The 17,277-nt window shown below is 67.9% G+C and carries 14 protein-coding genes; 4 read left to right on the forward strand and 10 right to left on the reverse strand.

Features of this window, described 5'->3' with window-relative positions; all coding sequences use genetic code 11:
- Positions 1 to 12: 12 nt before the first annotated feature.
- On the reverse strand, positions 13 to 1,740 hold the full coding sequence (locus tag J2W36_RS18130) for an ABC transporter permease (protein ID WP_307691156.1): 1,728 nt from the start codon (positions 1,738 to 1,740) through the stop codon (positions 13 to 15).
- 235 nt (positions 1,741 to 1,975) lie between these two features.
- Here J2W36_RS18130 and J2W36_RS18135 point away from each other — a divergent pair, with 235 nt between their 5' ends.
- Positions 1,976 to 3,976 carry a putative bifunctional diguanylate cyclase/phosphodiesterase gene (locus tag J2W36_RS18135; protein ID WP_307691157.1) on the forward strand — a complete coding sequence of 667 codons (2,001 nt, stop codon included), beginning with the start codon at positions 1,976 to 1,978 and terminating at the stop codon, positions 3,974 to 3,976.
- A gap of 19 nt (positions 3,977 to 3,995) precedes the next feature.
- On the opposite strand, the gene J2W36_RS18140 is transcribed toward J2W36_RS18135, so the two are convergent.
- The 9 genes from J2W36_RS18140 to J2W36_RS18180 form a co-directional block, all read right to left on the reverse strand.
- On the reverse strand, positions 3,996 to 5,216 hold the full coding sequence (locus J2W36_RS18140; RefSeq protein WP_307691158.1) for a DUF1501 domain-containing protein: 1,221 nt from the start codon (positions 5,214 to 5,216) through the stop codon (positions 3,996 to 3,998).
- 33 nt (positions 5,217 to 5,249) lie between these two features.
- Positions 5,250 to 6,887, reverse strand: a complete 1,638-nt coding sequence (locus J2W36_RS18145; protein ID WP_307691159.1) for a DUF1800 domain-containing protein — start codon at positions 6,885 to 6,887, stop codon at positions 5,250 to 5,252.
- Between the two features lie 140 nt (positions 6,888 to 7,027).
- Positions 7,028 to 7,702: a DsbA family oxidoreductase gene (locus J2W36_RS18150; RefSeq protein ID WP_307691160.1), complete on the reverse strand. Its 675-nt coding sequence runs from the start codon at positions 7,700 to 7,702 to the stop codon at positions 7,028 to 7,030.
- A 90-nt stretch (positions 7,703 to 7,792) separates the two neighbouring features.
- A complete protein-coding gene (locus J2W36_RS18155; RefSeq protein ID WP_307691161.1) occupies positions 7,793 to 8,557 on the reverse strand; it encodes an alpha/beta fold hydrolase in 765 nt (254 codons plus the stop codon).
- Positions 8,554 to 9,768: an MFS transporter gene (locus tag J2W36_RS18160; RefSeq protein ID WP_307691162.1), complete on the reverse strand. Its 1,215-nt coding sequence runs from the start codon at positions 9,766 to 9,768 to the stop codon at positions 8,554 to 8,556. The genes J2W36_RS18155 and J2W36_RS18160 overlap by 4 nt, the downstream gene beginning before the upstream one ends.
- Before the next feature lie 23 nt (positions 9,769 to 9,791).
- The gene (locus tag J2W36_RS18165) at positions 9,792 to 10,220 is read right to left on the reverse strand and encodes a carboxymuconolactone decarboxylase family protein (protein WP_307691163.1); all 429 of its coding nucleotides are present in this window, start codon (positions 10,218 to 10,220) and stop codon (positions 9,792 to 9,794) included.
- 13 nt (positions 10,221 to 10,233) lie between these two features.
- Complete coding sequence (gene pcaB, locus J2W36_RS18170) at positions 10,234 to 11,472, reverse strand: 3-carboxy-cis,cis-muconate cycloisomerase (protein WP_307691164.1); 1,239 nt, start codon at positions 11,470 to 11,472, stop codon at positions 10,234 to 10,236.
- 25 nt (positions 11,473 to 11,497) lie between these two features.
- Positions 11,498 to 12,331, reverse strand: coding sequence for a shikimate dehydrogenase family protein (locus J2W36_RS18175; RefSeq protein ID WP_307691165.1), 834 nt, complete (start codon positions 12,329 to 12,331; stop codon positions 11,498 to 11,500).
- Between the two features lie 39 nt (positions 12,332 to 12,370).
- The gene (locus J2W36_RS18180; protein WP_307691166.1) at positions 12,371 to 13,294 is read right to left on the reverse strand and encodes a shikimate dehydrogenase family protein; all 924 of its coding nucleotides are present in this window, start codon (positions 13,292 to 13,294) and stop codon (positions 12,371 to 12,373) included.
- Positions 13,295 to 13,494: 200 nt separating this feature from the next.
- Here J2W36_RS18180 and J2W36_RS18185 point away from each other — a divergent pair, with 200 nt between their 5' ends.
- The 3 genes from J2W36_RS18185 to J2W36_RS18195 all read left to right on the forward strand — a co-directional run bounded on the left by J2W36_RS18185 (position 13,495) and on the right by J2W36_RS18195 (position 17,253).
- Positions 13,495 to 14,280 carry an IclR family transcriptional regulator domain-containing protein gene (locus J2W36_RS18185; RefSeq protein WP_307691167.1) on the forward strand — a complete coding sequence of 262 codons (786 nt, stop codon included), beginning with the start codon at positions 13,495 to 13,497 and terminating at the stop codon, positions 14,278 to 14,280.
- A 164-nt stretch (positions 14,281 to 14,444) separates the two neighbouring features.
- Positions 14,445 to 15,689 carry an ROK family transcriptional regulator gene (locus J2W36_RS18190; protein ID WP_307691168.1) on the forward strand — a complete coding sequence of 415 codons (1,245 nt, stop codon included), beginning with the start codon at positions 14,445 to 14,447 and terminating at the stop codon, positions 15,687 to 15,689.
- A complete protein-coding gene (locus J2W36_RS18195) occupies positions 15,682 to 17,253 on the forward strand; it encodes a sugar ABC transporter ATP-binding protein (protein ID WP_307691169.1) in 1,572 nt (523 codons plus the stop codon). The genes J2W36_RS18190 and J2W36_RS18195 overlap by 8 nt, the downstream gene beginning before the upstream one ends.
- Positions 17,254 to 17,277: the final 24 nt, after the last annotated feature.

Consider the following 17,277-nt stretch of genomic DNA (forward strand, 5'->3'; position numbering starts at 1 on the left):
CTCCCTGCACCTCTAGAAATGCATGCGGTTTTCGGCCAGTTCGTAGAGCTTGCGCCAGACGAAATGGTTCATGCCCATCACGAACACGCACATCACGCCAATGCCCAGGGCGATGCGCGGGAAGTCGCCGATGGCGGTCATGTGGGCGATGTAGCTTCCCAGGCCGCTGGCCTGCAGCGTGGTGTCGCCCCAAGTCACGTATTCGGCCACGATGCTGGCGTTCCAGGAGCCGCCGCTGGCCGTGATGGCACCGGTCACGAAGCTCGGGAACACGGCGGGCAGCAGATAGCGGCGCCATTGCAGCCAGCCGCTCAGCCCCAGGTTCTTCGCTGCGTAGCGCAACTCGGTGGGTATCGTCGACGCGCCGGCGATCACATTGAACAGCAGGTACCACTGCGTGCCCAGCACCATCAGCGGCGCCAGCCATATGTTCGGGCTGAGATGCCAGCGCACGATGAAGAGCACCGCCACCGGGAACATGAGGTTGGCAGGAAATGCAGCGAGGAACTGCGCCACGCCCTGCAACCGGCCCGCCCAACGCGGGTTCATGCCGATCCACACGCCCACCGGCACCCACACCAGCGCTGCCAGCATGATCAGCACCAGCACGCGCGCCAGCGTGTAGAGACCGAGCAAGAAGACGTGTCCGACCTCCGACCAACCCACCTCGGTGTGGATGAAGCGCGCCAGCCAGATCACGGCCAGCAGCACCGCGGCGGCGAGCGTGGCGTCCCACACGCGCTCGATCCGGGGGTTGACCACGGTCGGCCGCGCCTTGATCGAGGTGCCGTCGTGGTCGCGGCGAAACCACAGCAGCGACTGCTCGAAATGGCCACCCAGCCACTGGCCCAGGCGCTGCAGCCGGTCGGTGCGGCGCAGCCAGGTGAGCAGCCAGGAACGCGGCGTGTCCTCACCGCTGCCTTCCTCGAAACGGAACTTGTCGGCCCAGGCGATCAGCGGCCGGAAAAAGAGCTGGTCGTACAGCGCGATGCCCACCAGCATGCCGCCAATGGCCCAGCCGATCGCGCCCAGGTCGCGCGCATCGATGGCCATGGCGATGTACGAGCCCACGCCGGGCAGCAGGATGTGCTGGTTCGACACCGCGATGGCTTCCGAGGCCACCACGAAGAACCAGCCACCGGACATCGACATCATCATGTTCCAGAGCAGCCCGGGCATGGCGAAAGGCATCTCCAGGCGCCAGAAGCGCTGCCAGCCGGAGAGCTGGAACACCGCTGCGGCCTCGCTCAGTTCGGCCGGCACGGTGCGCAACGACTGGTAGAGGCTGAACGCCATGTTCCAGGCCTGCGACGTGAAGATGGCGAAGATCGCCGCGCACTCCACACCCAGCAGGTTGCCGGGAAACAACGCGATGAAGCCCGTCACGGTGATCGACAGGAAACCCAGGATCGGAATGGACTGCAGGATGTCGAGCATCGGCACCAGCACGCGTTCGGCAGCACGGTACTTGGCCGCGAGCGCCGCGAAGATGCAGCTGAAGACCAGCGATGCGCCGAGCGCCAGGAACATTCGCAGCGTGGTGCGAAGCAGGTAATACGGGAGCATCCACGGATCGAGGCTGATCGGCAGCGTCTCACCGAGCTGATAGGGCCGTGCCATCTGCATGCCGCCGTAGGCCAGGCCGAAGAGCACGGCCAGCACCAGCGGCAGCAACGCCCAGTCCCATCTGTTGCCGCCGGACGCAACGGCCAGGCGCGGGTAGTAGCGTTTGTCGAACATGGCACGTCGTCCTGGGTTGGGTCTGCGAAAGAGGTACACGCGAACCCAGGCCCGCGGCGCGCGCTATTGTGCAGGAAACCACCCGACGCGAACCTGACGCAGCGACATCGACTCAACGCGTGCGGCCCCTCAGATACACTCGTCGGAGTCGCCATGCTGTGAGAGTCCCTGAGGCCCCGAGTCCCTGAGCCCGCAGCAGGTTTGTGACATCAGGGTGAGTTATCCATTTCGCTTCATGGCCCATAGCACCCCTCCCACGCCCGCTCCCTTGGTGGCCATCGACGATGCGCTGTTGTCGCGCATGGTTCGCGCCGACCAGCTCACCGCGGTGCGCCAGAGTGTGCTGGCCGCCATCCCGATCAACATGGTGCTCAGCTGTGTGGGTGCGCTGGTGGCATGGCACGCAGGCCGCGCGATCGAAGGCCTGTGGTGGCTCGCGCTGTCGCTGACGGTGAACGTGCTGCGCATCCTGGTCTGCAAGAGCGACATCGCGTCGCCGTCTTCCCCCATGGCGTCCGACGGGCGCCATGTCGAGCGGCATCTGAGGATCGCATCAGTGTGGGCCGCCGCCTCGGGCGGCGTCTGGGCGCTCATTGCGCTCCTGTGCGACGGCTACACCACGCCGCAGACGATCTTCTACCTGACGGTGGTCTGCGGCATCTGCGCCGGCTCGGTCATCTACGGCGTGCCGTACGCGGCGGTGTCGATCAGCTTCATCACGCCGGCGCTGCTGTCGGTGGCGGGCTGCCTCGTCGCTGCGGGCGGCTTCGATCGCCAATGTCTGGCCGCCATGGCGCTGCTCTTCCTGGCTGCCCTGCTGCGCGGCGCGCGGCTCAACGAACGGGCTTTCCGGCAACGCAGCCGCCTGCAGAATGAAGCGACAGTGGTCGCTGCGCAACTGCGCGAGGCACACGAACGCCTGCAGGCTTCCGCGCATGAACTGGGCATTCGCGCCACGCATGACAGCCTGACCGGCCTGCTCCATCGCGACGGCTTTACGCAGGCAGCCACCGCCTACATCGCACAGGACCCGGCGCACTCGTACGCCTTGATGCTGCTCGACCTCAACGGATTCAAGGCCGTCAACGATGCCTTCGGCCACACGGTGGGCGACCGAGTGCTGCAGGACACCGCCAAGTGGTTGCAACACGAGCTCCAAACGCTCGACGCGGTGATCGGTCGATGGGGGGGCGACCAGTTTGCGGTGCTCAGCCGCCAGAAGCCCCGGCATCCGCCCCCGGAAGTCGTCGCAGACGCACTGATCACGGCCATTCCTTTCGCCACCACGCGCTGCGGCGGGCACTTGGGGGTCAGCATCGGCGTGTCGACGGCCACGCACGCCCAGGTGGCCAGCATGCTGATCTTTGCGGATGAAGCGCTGCATGAAGCCAAGCGAGCCGGCCGCAACACCTTCCGCCTCGTCGACGATGCCCTGTATCAGCGGCTGGCCGTGCGCACCGACGTCGAGCGCGACCTGGTGCAGGCGATCGTGTCGCGCGAGATCGGCGTGTGGTTCCAACCCATCATCAGCGGCGATGCGCAGGGACGTATCCACAGCCTGGAAGGCCTGTTGCGCTGGCAACATCCCCGGCATGGCCAGATCCCGCCCGAGCAGGTGATCTTCGCCGCGGCAAGCACGGGCGCTGCGGCGCTGCTGATGCAGCACATCCTGGAGGATGTCTGCCTGGCGCTGCAGACACTCGCTGCGCATTGCCCCGTGCTGGCCGATACACCGATCGCGATGAACATCTCGCCGCGCGAAATGGCGCAGCTCGCGGTCGACGACATCGTGCTGGGTACGTTGAAAGCCAATGGTGTTTCACCCCGGCGCCTTCACATCGAGATCACCGAGGAGGTGGCGCTCGATACGCGCGCCACCCGTCACCGGCTCAAGCGTCTGACCGCGGCCGGCGCGACGATCGTCCTCGACGACTTCGGTGTCGGCTATTCATCGCTGTCCTCGCTGCGAAACGACCAGGTGCGGCAGTTGAAGATCGACCGCAGCTTCATCTGCGGACTCGCCGATTCCCCAGGCAACCAGACACTGGTGGAAGCCGTGCTGCAGCTGGGACGGTCGCTGAACATCGCCGTGGTTGCCGAGGGCATCGAATCGCAGGCCGACCTGGACGTGCTGCAGGCAATGAAATGCCCCTTGATGCAGGGCTACCACATTGCCCGTCCCGGCCCGCTGCCAGACATCATGGCGTGGGCCGAACAGCGGGCAGCGCGCGGCTGACCGCGCTCGCTTGCCCCGTTCAGACCAACGCGAGGTCCTGGGGCACCACCCCGCCAAACACCCGGTCGAGCTGCGCGGGCGAGAGCCCGTACATGCGTGCGAACAGTCCGCCGAACACGGCGCGGTACTCGTTGATCACCGGATAGTCGCGGTTCTGGAACAGCGTGGCCGGCGACAGCGCGACCTGTTCGCCGACCACGCGGCCACCGGCCTGCGCCGACAGGCCGCCGCCAAGCACCCAGTACACCGTGCCGTGCCCGTGGTCGGTACCCTTGTTGCCGTTTTCGCGAAAGGTGCGGCCGAATTCGCTGATGACGACGACCACCGTGTCGCGCCAGGCTTCTTCGCCCATCTCCTCGGCAAACCCCGCCACGCCGCGGCCGAGTTCGTCCAGGCGGTTGGCCAGGTAGCCCGTGGCCGCGCCTTGGCCGACGTGGGTGTCCCAGCCACCGACATCGACGAAGCCGAGATCGAAGCGCTCGCGCATGAGCAGCGCCATGCGGCGTGCCAACAGCTCGAAGCCCTGTGCCGTCATGGCATTGCGACTGGCGGCGTCCATTTCGAGCTTGACGGTGCGCGTCACCTCGTCGCGCACCTGGAAGCCCTCGGCCACCTGCTGGGCCAGCGCGGTGTTGCGGTACATGCGTTCGATCACACGGCTGCGCGCTGCGTCGATGCCCTGGCGCCCGACGTTGCCCAGCGCCATGTTGGCGGCCTTGAACTGGCCGCGCAGCATGATCGGCAACTGGTCGGTGAAAGCAATGGGCGACACCGCGGCCAGCGGACCGCCCCCCAGAACGCTGGCCAGCCGGTTGAGAAAACCCGAACGATAGTCGCGCCCGCGGTCGAGCGCCTGGCCGAGCTCGATGGCGTCTTGCGTCTCGAAGTGGCTGCGCGTGAGGTCGTCGATGCCGGCAAACGGGATGAAGGCGGCCTCGCGCTTCTGGAACAGCGGCAGCACGCTCGACGCGAGCACGGGATGCAGGCCCCAGGTCGTGTCCAGCGCGACGGCGCCTCCCGCCTGCCCCGGCCGTGGCACGGCGATGGTGGGCCGTGAAGCGTCGTAGAACGCGCGCGCCTCGCCGCCGATGGGCACCAGCAGGTTCGCGCAGTCGTACGCGCCCCGCAGGAAAACGACCAGCAGCTTGGCGCTGCCGGCCGCGGGTGCGGCCATCAGCCGCGCCGCGCCACCGGCCAGCGGCGCGGCGGCCAGCATCTTCAGGATATGTCGACGTTGCATGGCGGTTCCTTTCAGCGCAGGTCCTGGGGTGATTCAGCGGTGCATGTGTTCGGGTGACGCCAGCAGGAAGGTGTTCCAGTCCGGCGCCGACGTCGCCTGCGCGAGCGCCTCGCGTGTGTCGGCGCTCCAGCCGGGCATGGCAGTGCGCACCGCCCGGGACGCAGCCAGGGCTGGCAATGCCGGGACGGCGGCGGCCGGCGCATCGGCCGCGCGGAACAGCACGCCGCCGTTGGCGCCGATCGCGCGCGCGATCTCGAAGCGCGTCGCCATCTGGCCGGCGCTGGCCCAGGCGTCCTGCGTCAGCGGGTAGCCGTCGGGCGTCGCATGGGTGTAGAGCGGCTCCCCCATCCGGTCGATCCAGCCCAGCATGGGACCGACATTGGTGACCACCCGGTCGTCATAGGCCAGCCGCACGCTGCCGATGACATAGTGCAGCGGATCGCTGAACTTGCGGCCGAGCGACGCGCTGAACTCGGGCGACTCGAACATCGTCGTCAACACGGCCGCAATGTCGCCGTCGCTGCGCATGAAGGTCGCGGCCATGCGCTCGACCAGCGCAAGCGGCGGCGCATCGGAGACAAAGTAGACGGCCAGCTTGCGGGAGACGAACCGTGCCGTGGCCAGCGCACGCGCCAGCCGGTCGAGTGCCTCGTCGACCTCGGCCAGCCCGCGCTGCGTCATGGGCTGGCCCAACAGGGTCTTCGGGCCGAAGTCATGGCGGGCCGGGTTGAATTCGAACAGGCCCTGCTGCACGTAGGCGCCCTGCAGCTCGGGCCGAAGCCGCGGCGGCGGCGCGTCCGAACCGCGCAGCGTGACGCCGACGCCGGTCAGCACCCGGGCGAGCTCCTGCACGTCGGCCTGTGTGTAGCCACTGCCGACCCCCAGCGTGTGAAGCTCCATCAGCTCGCGCGCATAGTTCTCGTTGATGCGGTTGGCCGCGTTCTGCGCGTTGTCGAGGTAGCGCAACATCGCCGGATGGTGCGCCGTGGCGCCCAGCAGATCCCGAAAGCGCCCGAGCGCATGCGGCCGGATGGCCGTTTCCTCGTAGTCGCCCACCAGTGCGCGCAGGTTGTCCTTGCGCGCATCCACGTTGAAGTGGTTCATCCAGAACCACGTCATCTGCTCCTGCAGCTGGTGAGGCGAATAGAGCGCACGCAGCACGGCGCGTTGCCTGGCCTCGCGCAGCAACGCATTGAGCCGGGCCTGGTACTCGCGCTGCGCTGCCTTCTTCTGGTCGTCGTCGGTGAGCGCCTGGGCGGCGGCGCGCTGCGCTTCGAGCGACACGGCCAGTTGATCGACGGGCGTCCGCGTCAGCGCCATCGCATCGATCTGCGCCTGGGCTGCGGGCGGCAAGCCGGCTGCATCCGGATGCAACTGCGCGCGCAGCCAGGCCGGCAGGCCCGCGTGGGCGAGCTGTTCAGCGCTGCTCGCGTTGGCACCCCAGGCGACCCGATCGAGCCATTGCAGCTGGGTGGCGCCGTCTGTGGCCGACACGCGCGGCAGAGGGAAGGATGCAGCCGTAACACCGGCCGCAGCGCCGCGCGAACCTGGCGGTCCGGGAGACCCCGGCACGGCACAGGCCGCGAGCAACAGCGCCGACGCGCAAAGTGTGGTCGCCGTCCGTGCGCGCCAACCAAGTACAGAGACGCTGGACTGCCGTGTCTTGAGCATGATCACCCCTGTGAGCTGCCAATGCGCCGTGCACGGCATGCTGCTCCCTCAACCCCCAGGTCCTCTTTCGCGTTGACGGGCTTTACATCGTCAAGGTAACGATGCGCAAGGACGGCGCTTGCCTTGCGCCGGACGGCGGATCAGGCGGTCGCGGTGGCCGCCGGTGCCGCGCCGGCGATCTGCCGCAGCGCGCGCTCGAACACCTCGACCGGCTGGCCACCCGAGATCAGGTGCTGGTCGTTGATGATGATCGCAGGCACGGAATGGATGCCGGCCTCGGTGTACATGCGCTCGCGCTCGCGGGTTTCCAGGGCGTACGCGTCACTCGCCAGGATGGCGCGGGCGCGCACCGGGTCGAGGCCGGCATCGGTTGCCGCACGCACCAGGAGTTCGACGTCCGACGGGTTCTCGCCGTCGGTGAAATAGGCCTGCAGCAGCCGTTTCTTCAGCGCGATCTGCTTGCCCTGGCCTTCCAGCTCGGCCCAATGCAGCAAGCGGTGCGCGTCGAAGGTGTTCCAGATGCGCTTGCGCTTGTGCAGGCCAAAGTCGAAACCCACCGCAGCACCCCGCTCGCGAATGTTCGCCGCGTTGGCGGCCGCCTGCGCCTCGGTGATGCCGTACTTGCGCGTCAGGTGTTCGATCGTGTCTTCGCCCTCGGCGGCCATCTGCGGATTCAGCTCGAAGGGCTGGAAATGCAGGTCCGCGCTCACGTCTGGCGCCACCCGCTGCAACGCCGTCTCCAGCGCACTGAGCCCGATGGCGCACCAGGGGCAGGACACATCGGAGACGAAATCGATCTTGAGGCGGGAGGTCATCGGCAGTGCTTTCCAGGCTGGTCAGGGGCTCCCATGATGGGGCCGCCGCCGCCGATTTCAAGCCTGCCTACGCCGATCACCCCACTGGCGTCACTGGCTGCGCCAGAAGTTCACCAGCAGTTCGACGAACCGCTCGGGCAACTCCACCGCGCTCAGGTGCGCCGCATCGATGGTGGCGAGCGTCGCGCCGGGAATGGCGGCAACCATCTGTTCGGACATGGCCATCGGCGTGGCCAGGTCCTGCGTGCCGCCGATGACGAGCGTGGGCACCTTCAGGCGGCGGTTGCTCTCGCGAAAATCGATGGCGGCCACACCGTTGACGCTGGCGATGTAGCTGGCGGCATCGGTGGCGACCAGCATGGCGTGCAGCTTTGCCGCCGCGGCGGCACCCTCCGGCGTGGCGGCGAAGGCGGGTGTCAGCCAGCGCTCGACAGCGCCCGGTGCAACGGCGCCCACGCCTTCGGCCTGCACACGGGCGGCGCGTGCGGTCCACGGCGCCTGATCGGGGTAGTGCGATGCCGAATTGGCGATGACCACGTCCCGCAGCAGTTCGGGCCGGTGCAGCGCCAGCGCCTGCGCCGTCATGCCACCCATCGACAGTCCGACGAAATGCACAGGCTCTGCACCGGCCTCGCGTTCGATCAGCGCGGCCGCGTCGGCGGCCAGCATGTCCATGGTCAGCGGGCCCGCCACCTGCTCGGAGCCACCGTGATTGCGGTGGTCGTAGCGGATCACCGTGTGTGCGCGTGCAAGCAGCGCGGCCACGCCGTCCCACATGTGGAGGTTGCAGCCGAGGGCATGGCTCAGCACGACGATCGGGCCCTGCCCTTCGCGGACGACGTTCAAACGGGTCATGAGGTGGTTTCCTTGGAGGTTCGATGAAGCGGCTGCAGGCGTGGCAGCCAGAAGAATGCAATGAAAAAGAGCACGACGCCGGCCAGCGCCATCGGCACCACCATCGGCAGCGCGCCGTTGCTGAAAGCCGGGTCGACGAAGGTCGCTGCGACCTGGCCGATGACGAAGGCCACCAGCATCATGCCGAAGCCCGACCACGACACCGCCCGCCCGGCCAGGTGCGGCAGGTCGCCCACCGCACCCGCCTGCCCGCAGGGCTGGTGGATGCCGTGGCCCATGACGTACACCGCATGGCCCACAAGCAGCGGCCAGGGGCTCAGGGGCACCAGCCAGCAGCCCACGAGCTGGATGAGCGGTCCGCCCACGCTGAGCATCGAGGCGAACTGCACCGCCTGTACAGAGCCCACCCGATGCAGCAGGCGGCGGCACAGCATGGTGCTGAAGACATAGACCAGCGAGCCGCCCGCCGGAATCCACCCGTACAGCGCCGGCGAAAAACCAAGGTAGCCGATATAGACCATCGGCGACAGCAGCAGGAACGCGAACACGCCCCCGTAGGTCGAAGCGGCGAGCGAAGCCCAGGCGCGAAAGCGCTGGCTCGCGAACACGTCGCGCAGGCCGCCTTTCGGCGCTGCAGCCGTGCCCGACGCCTGCATGCCGATGTCGGCAAGCCCCCGCTGTCGTGTCTCGCCGAAGTAGCGCAGGCACAGCAGCCACAACAGCGCCGCATACACCGCCATGCCGCCGAGCACCCAGCGCCAGCCGCCCCACTGCACGGCAAAGGCGCCGGCCAGCGGCGCAATCAGCGCGACCACGCCGAGCCCGGTCAGTCCGCGCGCCATGATGTGCGGGCCCTCGTGCGCCGGATACAGGTCGCGCACCGCCGCCCGCGCGCACACGAGGATCGCGGCCATCGCAAAGCCCTGCAGCCCGCGGCAGACGACCAGGGTCGGCACGTTGGTTGCCAGCACGCAGCCTAGCGCGGCCAGCGCATAGCAGGCCAGCCCGCTCAGCAGCACCGGCCGGCGACCGAAGCGGTCGGACAACGGCCCGCAGGGCAACTGGCCGATGCCAAAGCACAGCACGAAGACAGTGAGCGTGGCGCTGGCCGCCCCCATCTCCAGCGCAATGGCCGGCAGCGCCGGCAGGTAGCTGTCGGTCGCCACTGGCTGCGCAGCCAGCAGCAGTGGCAGCAGCAGCGCGAAGGTCACGCCCCGTCCTGGGGCCACACCGCTCACTTCGGCAGGTCCGCGAGCAGGCCCTTTTCACGCAGGATGCCGGTGGCGATGCCGAAGGCGTGGTTGGCCACCGGAACGCCGCAGTAGATGGCAGACATCATGATCACTTCCTTGATGTCGTCGGGCGTGAGCCGCGACTCGGGAGGGCCGTCGAGCGCTGCGCGCACGTGCATCGCAAACTCCTCGTAGGCATGGATGCCCAGCATCATCGACAGCACCATGAAGCGGCGCGTCTTGTCGCCCAGCGCCGGACGGCCCCAGATGTCGTTCCACGCATGACGGGTGATGAGTTCCTGGAATTCGGCGTTGAAGCCATTGCGGTTGGCCAGCGATTTGTCGACCCAGGCGTCGCCCAGCACGCGGCGCCGGTTCAGGAGGCCATCTTCATAGTCGTTGGCGGGCGGGGTCATGTCACTGGCGCTCATCGTTTCTTCCTGGTCAAGCATCGGGATTGATCTTGCGGGCGGGCGCTGCAACGCGCAGGGCCTGCCATTGCTGGCGCAGCGCGTCGAGTTCGCGCAGCGTGGTCTCACCGGCCTGCACGGCGAGCGCGGGATCGAACCACTCGTCGGCCGCATCGCGCGGCAGTTCGGCGCGCAGATGGTCGATGTTGGCGCGCATGCGCACGGCATCGACCTGCAAGCCCGGCAGCACGCCGGCGAGCGCGTGCAGGCTGCCGTGCGCGGACATCATCAGCTGGGGCCACTCGGCCAGTTCGGCCTGCCAGGCGCCGAGCGCGCGTTCGTGCTGCTGCGGCATGGCGGCCAGCAAGGTCGCCACGCGCTGGGGCGCACGATGCGCGGCGGCCAGGGCCACCATCGAGGCCACTGGGTTACGCTTGTGCGGCATGGCCGATGAACCGCCACGGCCGGGCTCGCTCGGCTCGGCCACTTCGCCGACCTCGTACTGGCCCATCAGCGAAATGTCGAGCGCGATCTTGCCCAGGCTGCCGGTGAGAAGGCCCAGCTCACAGCCCAGCGCGACCCATTCGTCGCGCTGTGTGTGCCAAGTGGCGCCCGGATCGCCCAGGCCCAGCGCCTGCGCCATGCGCGCGCGCACCGCCGGGCCCTGGCCCTTCATTTGCGCGAGCGTGCCGATGGCACCGCCCAACTGCACGTTCAAGGCGCGGCGCGATGCTTCGCGCAGCCGCGCGCGGCTGCGTACCAGGGGCGCCAGCCAGCCCGCGCACTTGAAACCGAAGCTGGTGACCGAAGCCGGCTGCATCAGGGTGCGCGCCAGGATCGGCGTGGCTGCATGGCGGCTGGCCTGCTGCAGCAGCGCATCGATGGCACGGTCGAGATCGGCTTCGATCAACGCCAGCGCCTCGCGCGTGACCAGCGCCATGGCGGTGTCGATCACGTCCTGGCTGGTACCGCCCAGATGCACGAAGGGCAAGGCCTCGGCGTTGAACATCGCGACCGATTCCTTCAGGCTTTTGACCAGCGGAATGGCGACACTGCCGGCGCGGCCGCTGTCGCGCACGATCTTCGCAACGTCGAACAGTTCGACCTTGCAGCTGCCCGCGATCGATTGCGCGGCCGAGGCCGGAATCAGGCCAACGGTCGCCTGCGCGCTCGCGAGTTCGGATTCGAAGCGCAGCATCGCGGCCACGAACTGGCTGTCGCTGAACGCGTCCAGCACCTGGGGGGTGGAGAGAAAGCCGTCGAAGATGCTCATGATCGGTGTGCGGTGGCGGATCGGCTCAGTACTGGATCTGCGCCGTCGCGCGCAGCTCGTCGGCCGTCGCGGTGCCGAAGCCGAAGAATTCGAGGTAGGCGGGGATCATCTCGAAGAGCATGTCGGTGCCGACCTGGACGGCGCAGCCCTTGTCCTTGGCCGCCTGCAGCAACGGCGTGTATTCGCTCTTCATCACGACCTCGCCCACGAAAGTGTCCGGCGAGATGCGTTCGACATCGAACGGCAGGGGGTCATCGGGCTTCATGCCCAGCGGCGTTGCGTTGACCACGATATCGAAGCCGGCCGGGTCCCTGGAACCGGTCTGCACCCGCAGCTGCGGGTAGTGTTCGCGCAGCCGCGCGGCCAGCGCCTGCGCGGAGGCATCGCTCACGTCGAACAGCATCATCTCGGCAGCGCCGGCCGCGGCGATGGACGCTGCAATGGCCGAGCCCACGCCGCCGCTGCCCGAGACCAGCACACGCGTGCCCTTGAACAGCCGGCCCTTGCGCTCCACGCCGCGCACGAACCCCGCGCCGTCGAACTGGTCGCCCAGCAACGTGCCGTCGGGCCGCAGCAGGATGGCGTTGCAGGCACCGGCGATTTTTGCGGTCGGCGTGACCTCGTCGACCAGCGACAGGGTCGCGATCTTGTGCGGCATGGTCACCAGCGCGCCACGGATGTTGGTGAACCTGAAGATCGACGCGATCGCCGCCGCATAGTCCTCGGACTTGACGCCCATGGGCACGACGACCGCGTCGATGCCCTTCTTGTCGAACCAGGGGTTGTAGATCATTGGAGCCTTGAAGGACTCCGTGGGGTAGCCCAGGTGGGCGATCAGGGTGGTTTTTCCGGAGATCATTCGGGTCTCTTGCAAAGGTGATGAAGGAACGGTCGCGCGTCAGGCGACGCTGGCAGACTGGTAGCGCAGCGGCGCCAGGATCTCTGCGGCCATGGCCGGCGGGTAGATCAGTTCGCGCAGGAAGTTGGCATCCTTGCGCAGTGCCTCGGCCGCCTCGGCGTGCCCGAAGTAGTCGAAGTAATAGGGCATTTGCTGGATCAGCATTTCGAAGCCCGCCTGCGCATTGAGGCCACGCGCGCGCGCCGCGCGCACCAAGGGGGTCGGCTGATTGCGCAGCAGGATGTCGAAGAGCGCGGCATGGCCGTCCATGCGCGCCACGTCCACCGGCAGGGGAGCGCCCTCCTCCAGCCCGATTGGCGTGGCGTTGACGACCAGGTCGTAGCCCGCGGGGTCGTTGCTCTCCGCCGCCGTGACATGCGCATCGAAGAACGCATCGAGCTTGGCCGCCACGCCTGCGGCCTTGCCCGGCGAGGTGTCGTGAAAGGCAATGGACTCCGCACCGTTGACGGTGCCGCCTTCGGCCAGCGCCACACCGATGGCCGCCGCGCTCACGCCCGCGCCCAGGACCAGCACGCGCTTGCCGCGAAAGGGGATGTTGCAGTGATCGAGCGCACCGATCAGGCCTTCGCCGTCGAACAGATCGCCCTCGAGCTGCCGGTTGTCCATACGGCGCACGATGTTGACCGACCCGGCCACGCGGCCGAACAGGCCGCAGCCGTCGAGCAGGTCGACCGCCAGCGGCTTGTGCGGCGGCGCGATGACCATGCCGCGCACATTGCGCGCGAGGAAGGCGGACTTGAGGAACACCGCGAAGTCGCGGGTCGCGACCTGCATCGGCACCATGACCGCATCGATGCCATAGCGTGCGAACGCGGCGTTGAACATCTTCGGCAGGCGCACGTTCTTCACCGGATCGCCGGGAAGCAGATACGCCGCGGTGCCGCCGCTGATGGTGTGATTCATCTGATGCCTCTGTGAATGGGCCGAGCGTCCGATCGGAATCGAACGCCAGAACTGTAACGAACGCGACGCCGCTTGTCGGCCGCGGCGTCGCCCATTGGATCGATCACCGAACTGAATTGAGCGATGATCGACCAAACACAGGGTTTTACCTGATCTCTTCCAGCATACCCATCCCGCACGCCCGCCGCACACTCACCGCCATGACCCAGGACGATTCCCTTCCACCCGCTGGCCTCGAAAAGCGCGACTGGATCGCCGGTCTCGAACGAGGCATCGGCATCATCGAGGCCTTCGACGATGCCAACCCGCGGCTGACCGCCAGCCAGGCGGGCCAGCGCACCGGCATGACGCGCACCGCCGCCCGGCGCTACCTGCTCACGCTGCAGCACATGGGTTACGTGGCGAGCGACGGCAAGCTGTTCTGGCTCACACCGCGGGTGCTGCGGCTGGGACAGTCGTACCTTGAATCGGCGCGCCTGCCGCGCATCGTGCAGCCCTTCCTGCAACGCGTGGCGGCAGGCACGCACGAGGTCGCCTACCTCAGCGTGATGGATGGCGACGAAGTGGTCTACATCGCGCGCAATGGCCCGAACCGCAGCATGAGCACCGGCTACGTGCTGGGCGCTCGCGTGCCCGCCCAAGTCACGGCCGCCGGCATGTTGATGCTCGCGCTGCGCAGCGACGACGACCTGGCCGACTGGCTGGCCACGCGGGAACTGCGCGTCTACACCTCGCACACCATCGAGAGCAAGGCACGCATGAAGCTCGAGCTGGCGCGCATCCGTGCGCAGGGCTGGGCGCTGTCGGAGCAGCAGCTGGACCTGAATTCGCGTGGCATCGCCGTGCCCCTGCGGGACCGGCGCGGTGAACTGGTCGGCGCACTGAACATCACGATGCCGATGGGACACGAGACCAGCGAAGACGCGGTGGCGCGTGTGCTGCCCGTGCTGCGCGAGACGGCGCAGGCGATGCGCAACCTGATCTGAGCGCCGCGGCACACACCTCCGTTTTTTTGTGATTCATGCGCTCACAAGCATGCGGGTAAGTCCGCATCAACGTATCGACACGCGTCCATAAAATTTATTCAAGTTGAATTAATTAATGACGCGTTCAGGCTCCTTCGGCCCGGGCGCCTTGCCTAGGAGCGGCTTTGAAGTCAGACGGCCCCGGTCGCGGTACCAATTCGGTCAACCTGCGGCTCTACAACGAGCGCACCTTGCTGCAGCGGTTGCGCCGTGCAGGCGAAGCGTCCAAGGCCGACCTCGCCCGTTGGGCACAGCTGACCAACACCGCCGTCGGCAGCATCGTGCAGTCGCTCGAAGACGCGGGCCTGATCGAAGCCGCTGGCCGCCGCCAGGAAGGCCAGCGCGGCCAGCCCGCGGGGCTCTACCGCATCAACTCGCAAGGCGCGTACGGCATCGGCGTGCGGCTGGACCGCACCATGACGGAAACCGTGCTGGTCGACCTGGGCGGCAACCTGCTGGCGCGAGAAACACATGACGTCCTGCTGCCCCACCCGGACAAGGCCTTGGCGCTGGTGCGCAAGGACGTGGCCCGCATGGTCGGCATGCTCGACGCGGGCCAGCGCAAGCGTCTGACCGGCATCGGCCTGGCGCAGCCATACAACCTGGGCAGCTGGTTGCGCGAGCTCGACCTCAAGGCCGACTTCCGCATCTGGGACGACGTGGACTTCGGCGCCATGCTGTCGCACGACGTGCAGTTGCCCGTCTTCAAGGAAAACGATGGCAACGCCGCTGCCATTGCCGAGCTGTTCTTTGGCGTGGGCCGCGAGGAGAGCGACTTTCTGTACATCTTCATCGGCGCGGCACTGGGCGCCGGCGTGGTGATCGGTGGGGAAAGCCTGCGCGGCAGCACCGGCAACGCGGCCGACCTCGGGCTCATGCCGGTGCCGCCCAGCCGCCTGGCATCAGCGCCGGTGTCGGACCGGCGCTGGGACATCCTGCTGTCACGGGCCTCACTCAATGCGATGGCACGGCATCTGCGCCACCATGGCGTGAAGATCCAGGGACACGCCGACCTGGAGCGCGCCGTGCACGCGCACCGCAGCGAAGTGCGCGAATGGCTCGACGACTGCGTCGACGCGCTGGTGCCCTCGGTGCGTGCTGCGCTCGCCGTCCTCGACGTGCCGGCGGTGGTCATCGACTGCGACATCGACGCCGGGCTGGTGGCCGAACTCATGCAGCGGCTGGACATCGGGCTGCGCGACATCGCACCGGAGGCCCGCCAAACGCCCCGCATCCTGCGCGGCAGCTTCCGCGCGGACGCCGGCGCCGTGGGCGCCGCGAGCCTGCCGATGTTCTTCAATTTCTCGCCCCGTGCCGACGTGCTGCGTGGCCGATCGCACCGCTTCATCCAGGAGGACGCCCATGTCTGACACCGCCCCGCCGCTGCTCGAACTGCGTGGCATTTCCAAGACCTTTCCGGGCGTGAAGGCACTGCGGGACGTGCGCCTGGAGGCGCGCGCCGGCCGCATTCATGCGCTCATGGGCGAGAACGGTGCCGGCAAGTCGACGCTGATGAAGATCCTCTCGGGCGCCTACCTGCCCGATGCGGGTGCCGAGATCCTGATCGACGGCCAGCGCGTGGCCATCGACGGACCGCTGGCAGCCAAGAATCTGGGCGTGTCGGTGATCTACCAGGAACTCAGCCTGGCGCCCAACCTGAGCGTGGCCGAGAACATCTTCATGGGCCGTGCCCTGCGCAGCGGCGGCATGGTCGACCGCGCCGGCATGGCCGCGGCCTGCGCCGCCACGCTGCAGCGCCTGGGCGCCGACTTCGGGCCGGCCACCACGGTGTCGACGCTGTCCATCGCGCAGCGCCAGCTGGTGGAGATTGCGCGTGCAGTGCAATTCGACTGCCGCATCCTGGTGATGGACGAGCCGACCACGCCGCTGTCGACGCACGAGACCGATCGCCTCTTCGTGCTCATCCGCAAGCTCCGCGACGAAGGCCTGGCGATTCTCTACATCAGCCACCGCATGGACGAGATCGACGAGCTGGCCGACGAGGTGACCGTGCTGCGCGACGGCAGCTACGTCGGCACGCTGACGCGCGAGGCACTCTCGCGCGACGCGCTGGTCAAGATGATGGTGGGCCGCGACCTGTCGGGCTTCTACCGCAAGGAAGGCGCAGGCCACCACACCGGCGAGCGGGCGTTGACCGTGCGCAACCTGGGCGACGGCCGGCGCGTGCACGACTGCAGCTTCGAATTGCATGCCGGCGAAGTGCTGGGCCTGGCCGGGCTGGTGGGCGCCGGGCGCACCGAACTCGCACGCCTGATCTTCGGCGCGGACACGCGCACGACCGGTGCGATTTCACTGAACGGCAGCGGCGCCGACCTGCACATCGAACAGCCGCTGGACGCCATGCGGGCGGGCATCCTGTACCTGACCGAAGACCGCAAAGGCCAGGGCCTGTTCCTGGACCTGTCGGTGCGCGACAACATCAACGTGATGGTCTGCCCGCGCGACGCAAGTGCCGTGGGCGTGATGAACGGCAGCCGCGCGCTGCAACGTGCCCGCGATGCGATCAGGCAACTGTCGATCCGCGTGGCCTCTGCGCGCGTGAACGTCGGCTCGCTGTCGGGCGGGAACCAGCAGAAGGTGCTCATTGCCCGGCTGCTCGAACTCGCCCCGCGCGTGCTGATCCTGGACGAGCCCACGCGTGGCGTGGACATCGGCGCCAAGAGCGAAATCTACCGGCTGATCGACGAGCTGGCGCGCCGCGGTGTCGCCGTGCTGGTGATCTCCAGCGAGCTCGCCGAAATCGTGGGCATCTGCGACCGCGTGCTGGTGATGCGCGAAGGCCGCCTGGTCGGCGACGTGGGCGGCACGAGCGGCCACGCCATCACCCAGGAAAACATCGTTGCGCTCGCCACCGGCGCCAGCATCGGCATCGGTGACCGCGCCGACCACAGCCTCAGTCCGGCGGTCCACTGAACCGCCCCCTCAAGGAGAGACAAC

It is taken from the genome of Variovorax ginsengisoli (assembly GCF_030811835.1).
GTDB classification, from domain to species: Bacteria; Pseudomonadota; Gammaproteobacteria; order Burkholderiales; family Burkholderiaceae_C; genus Variovorax; species Variovorax ginsengisoli_C.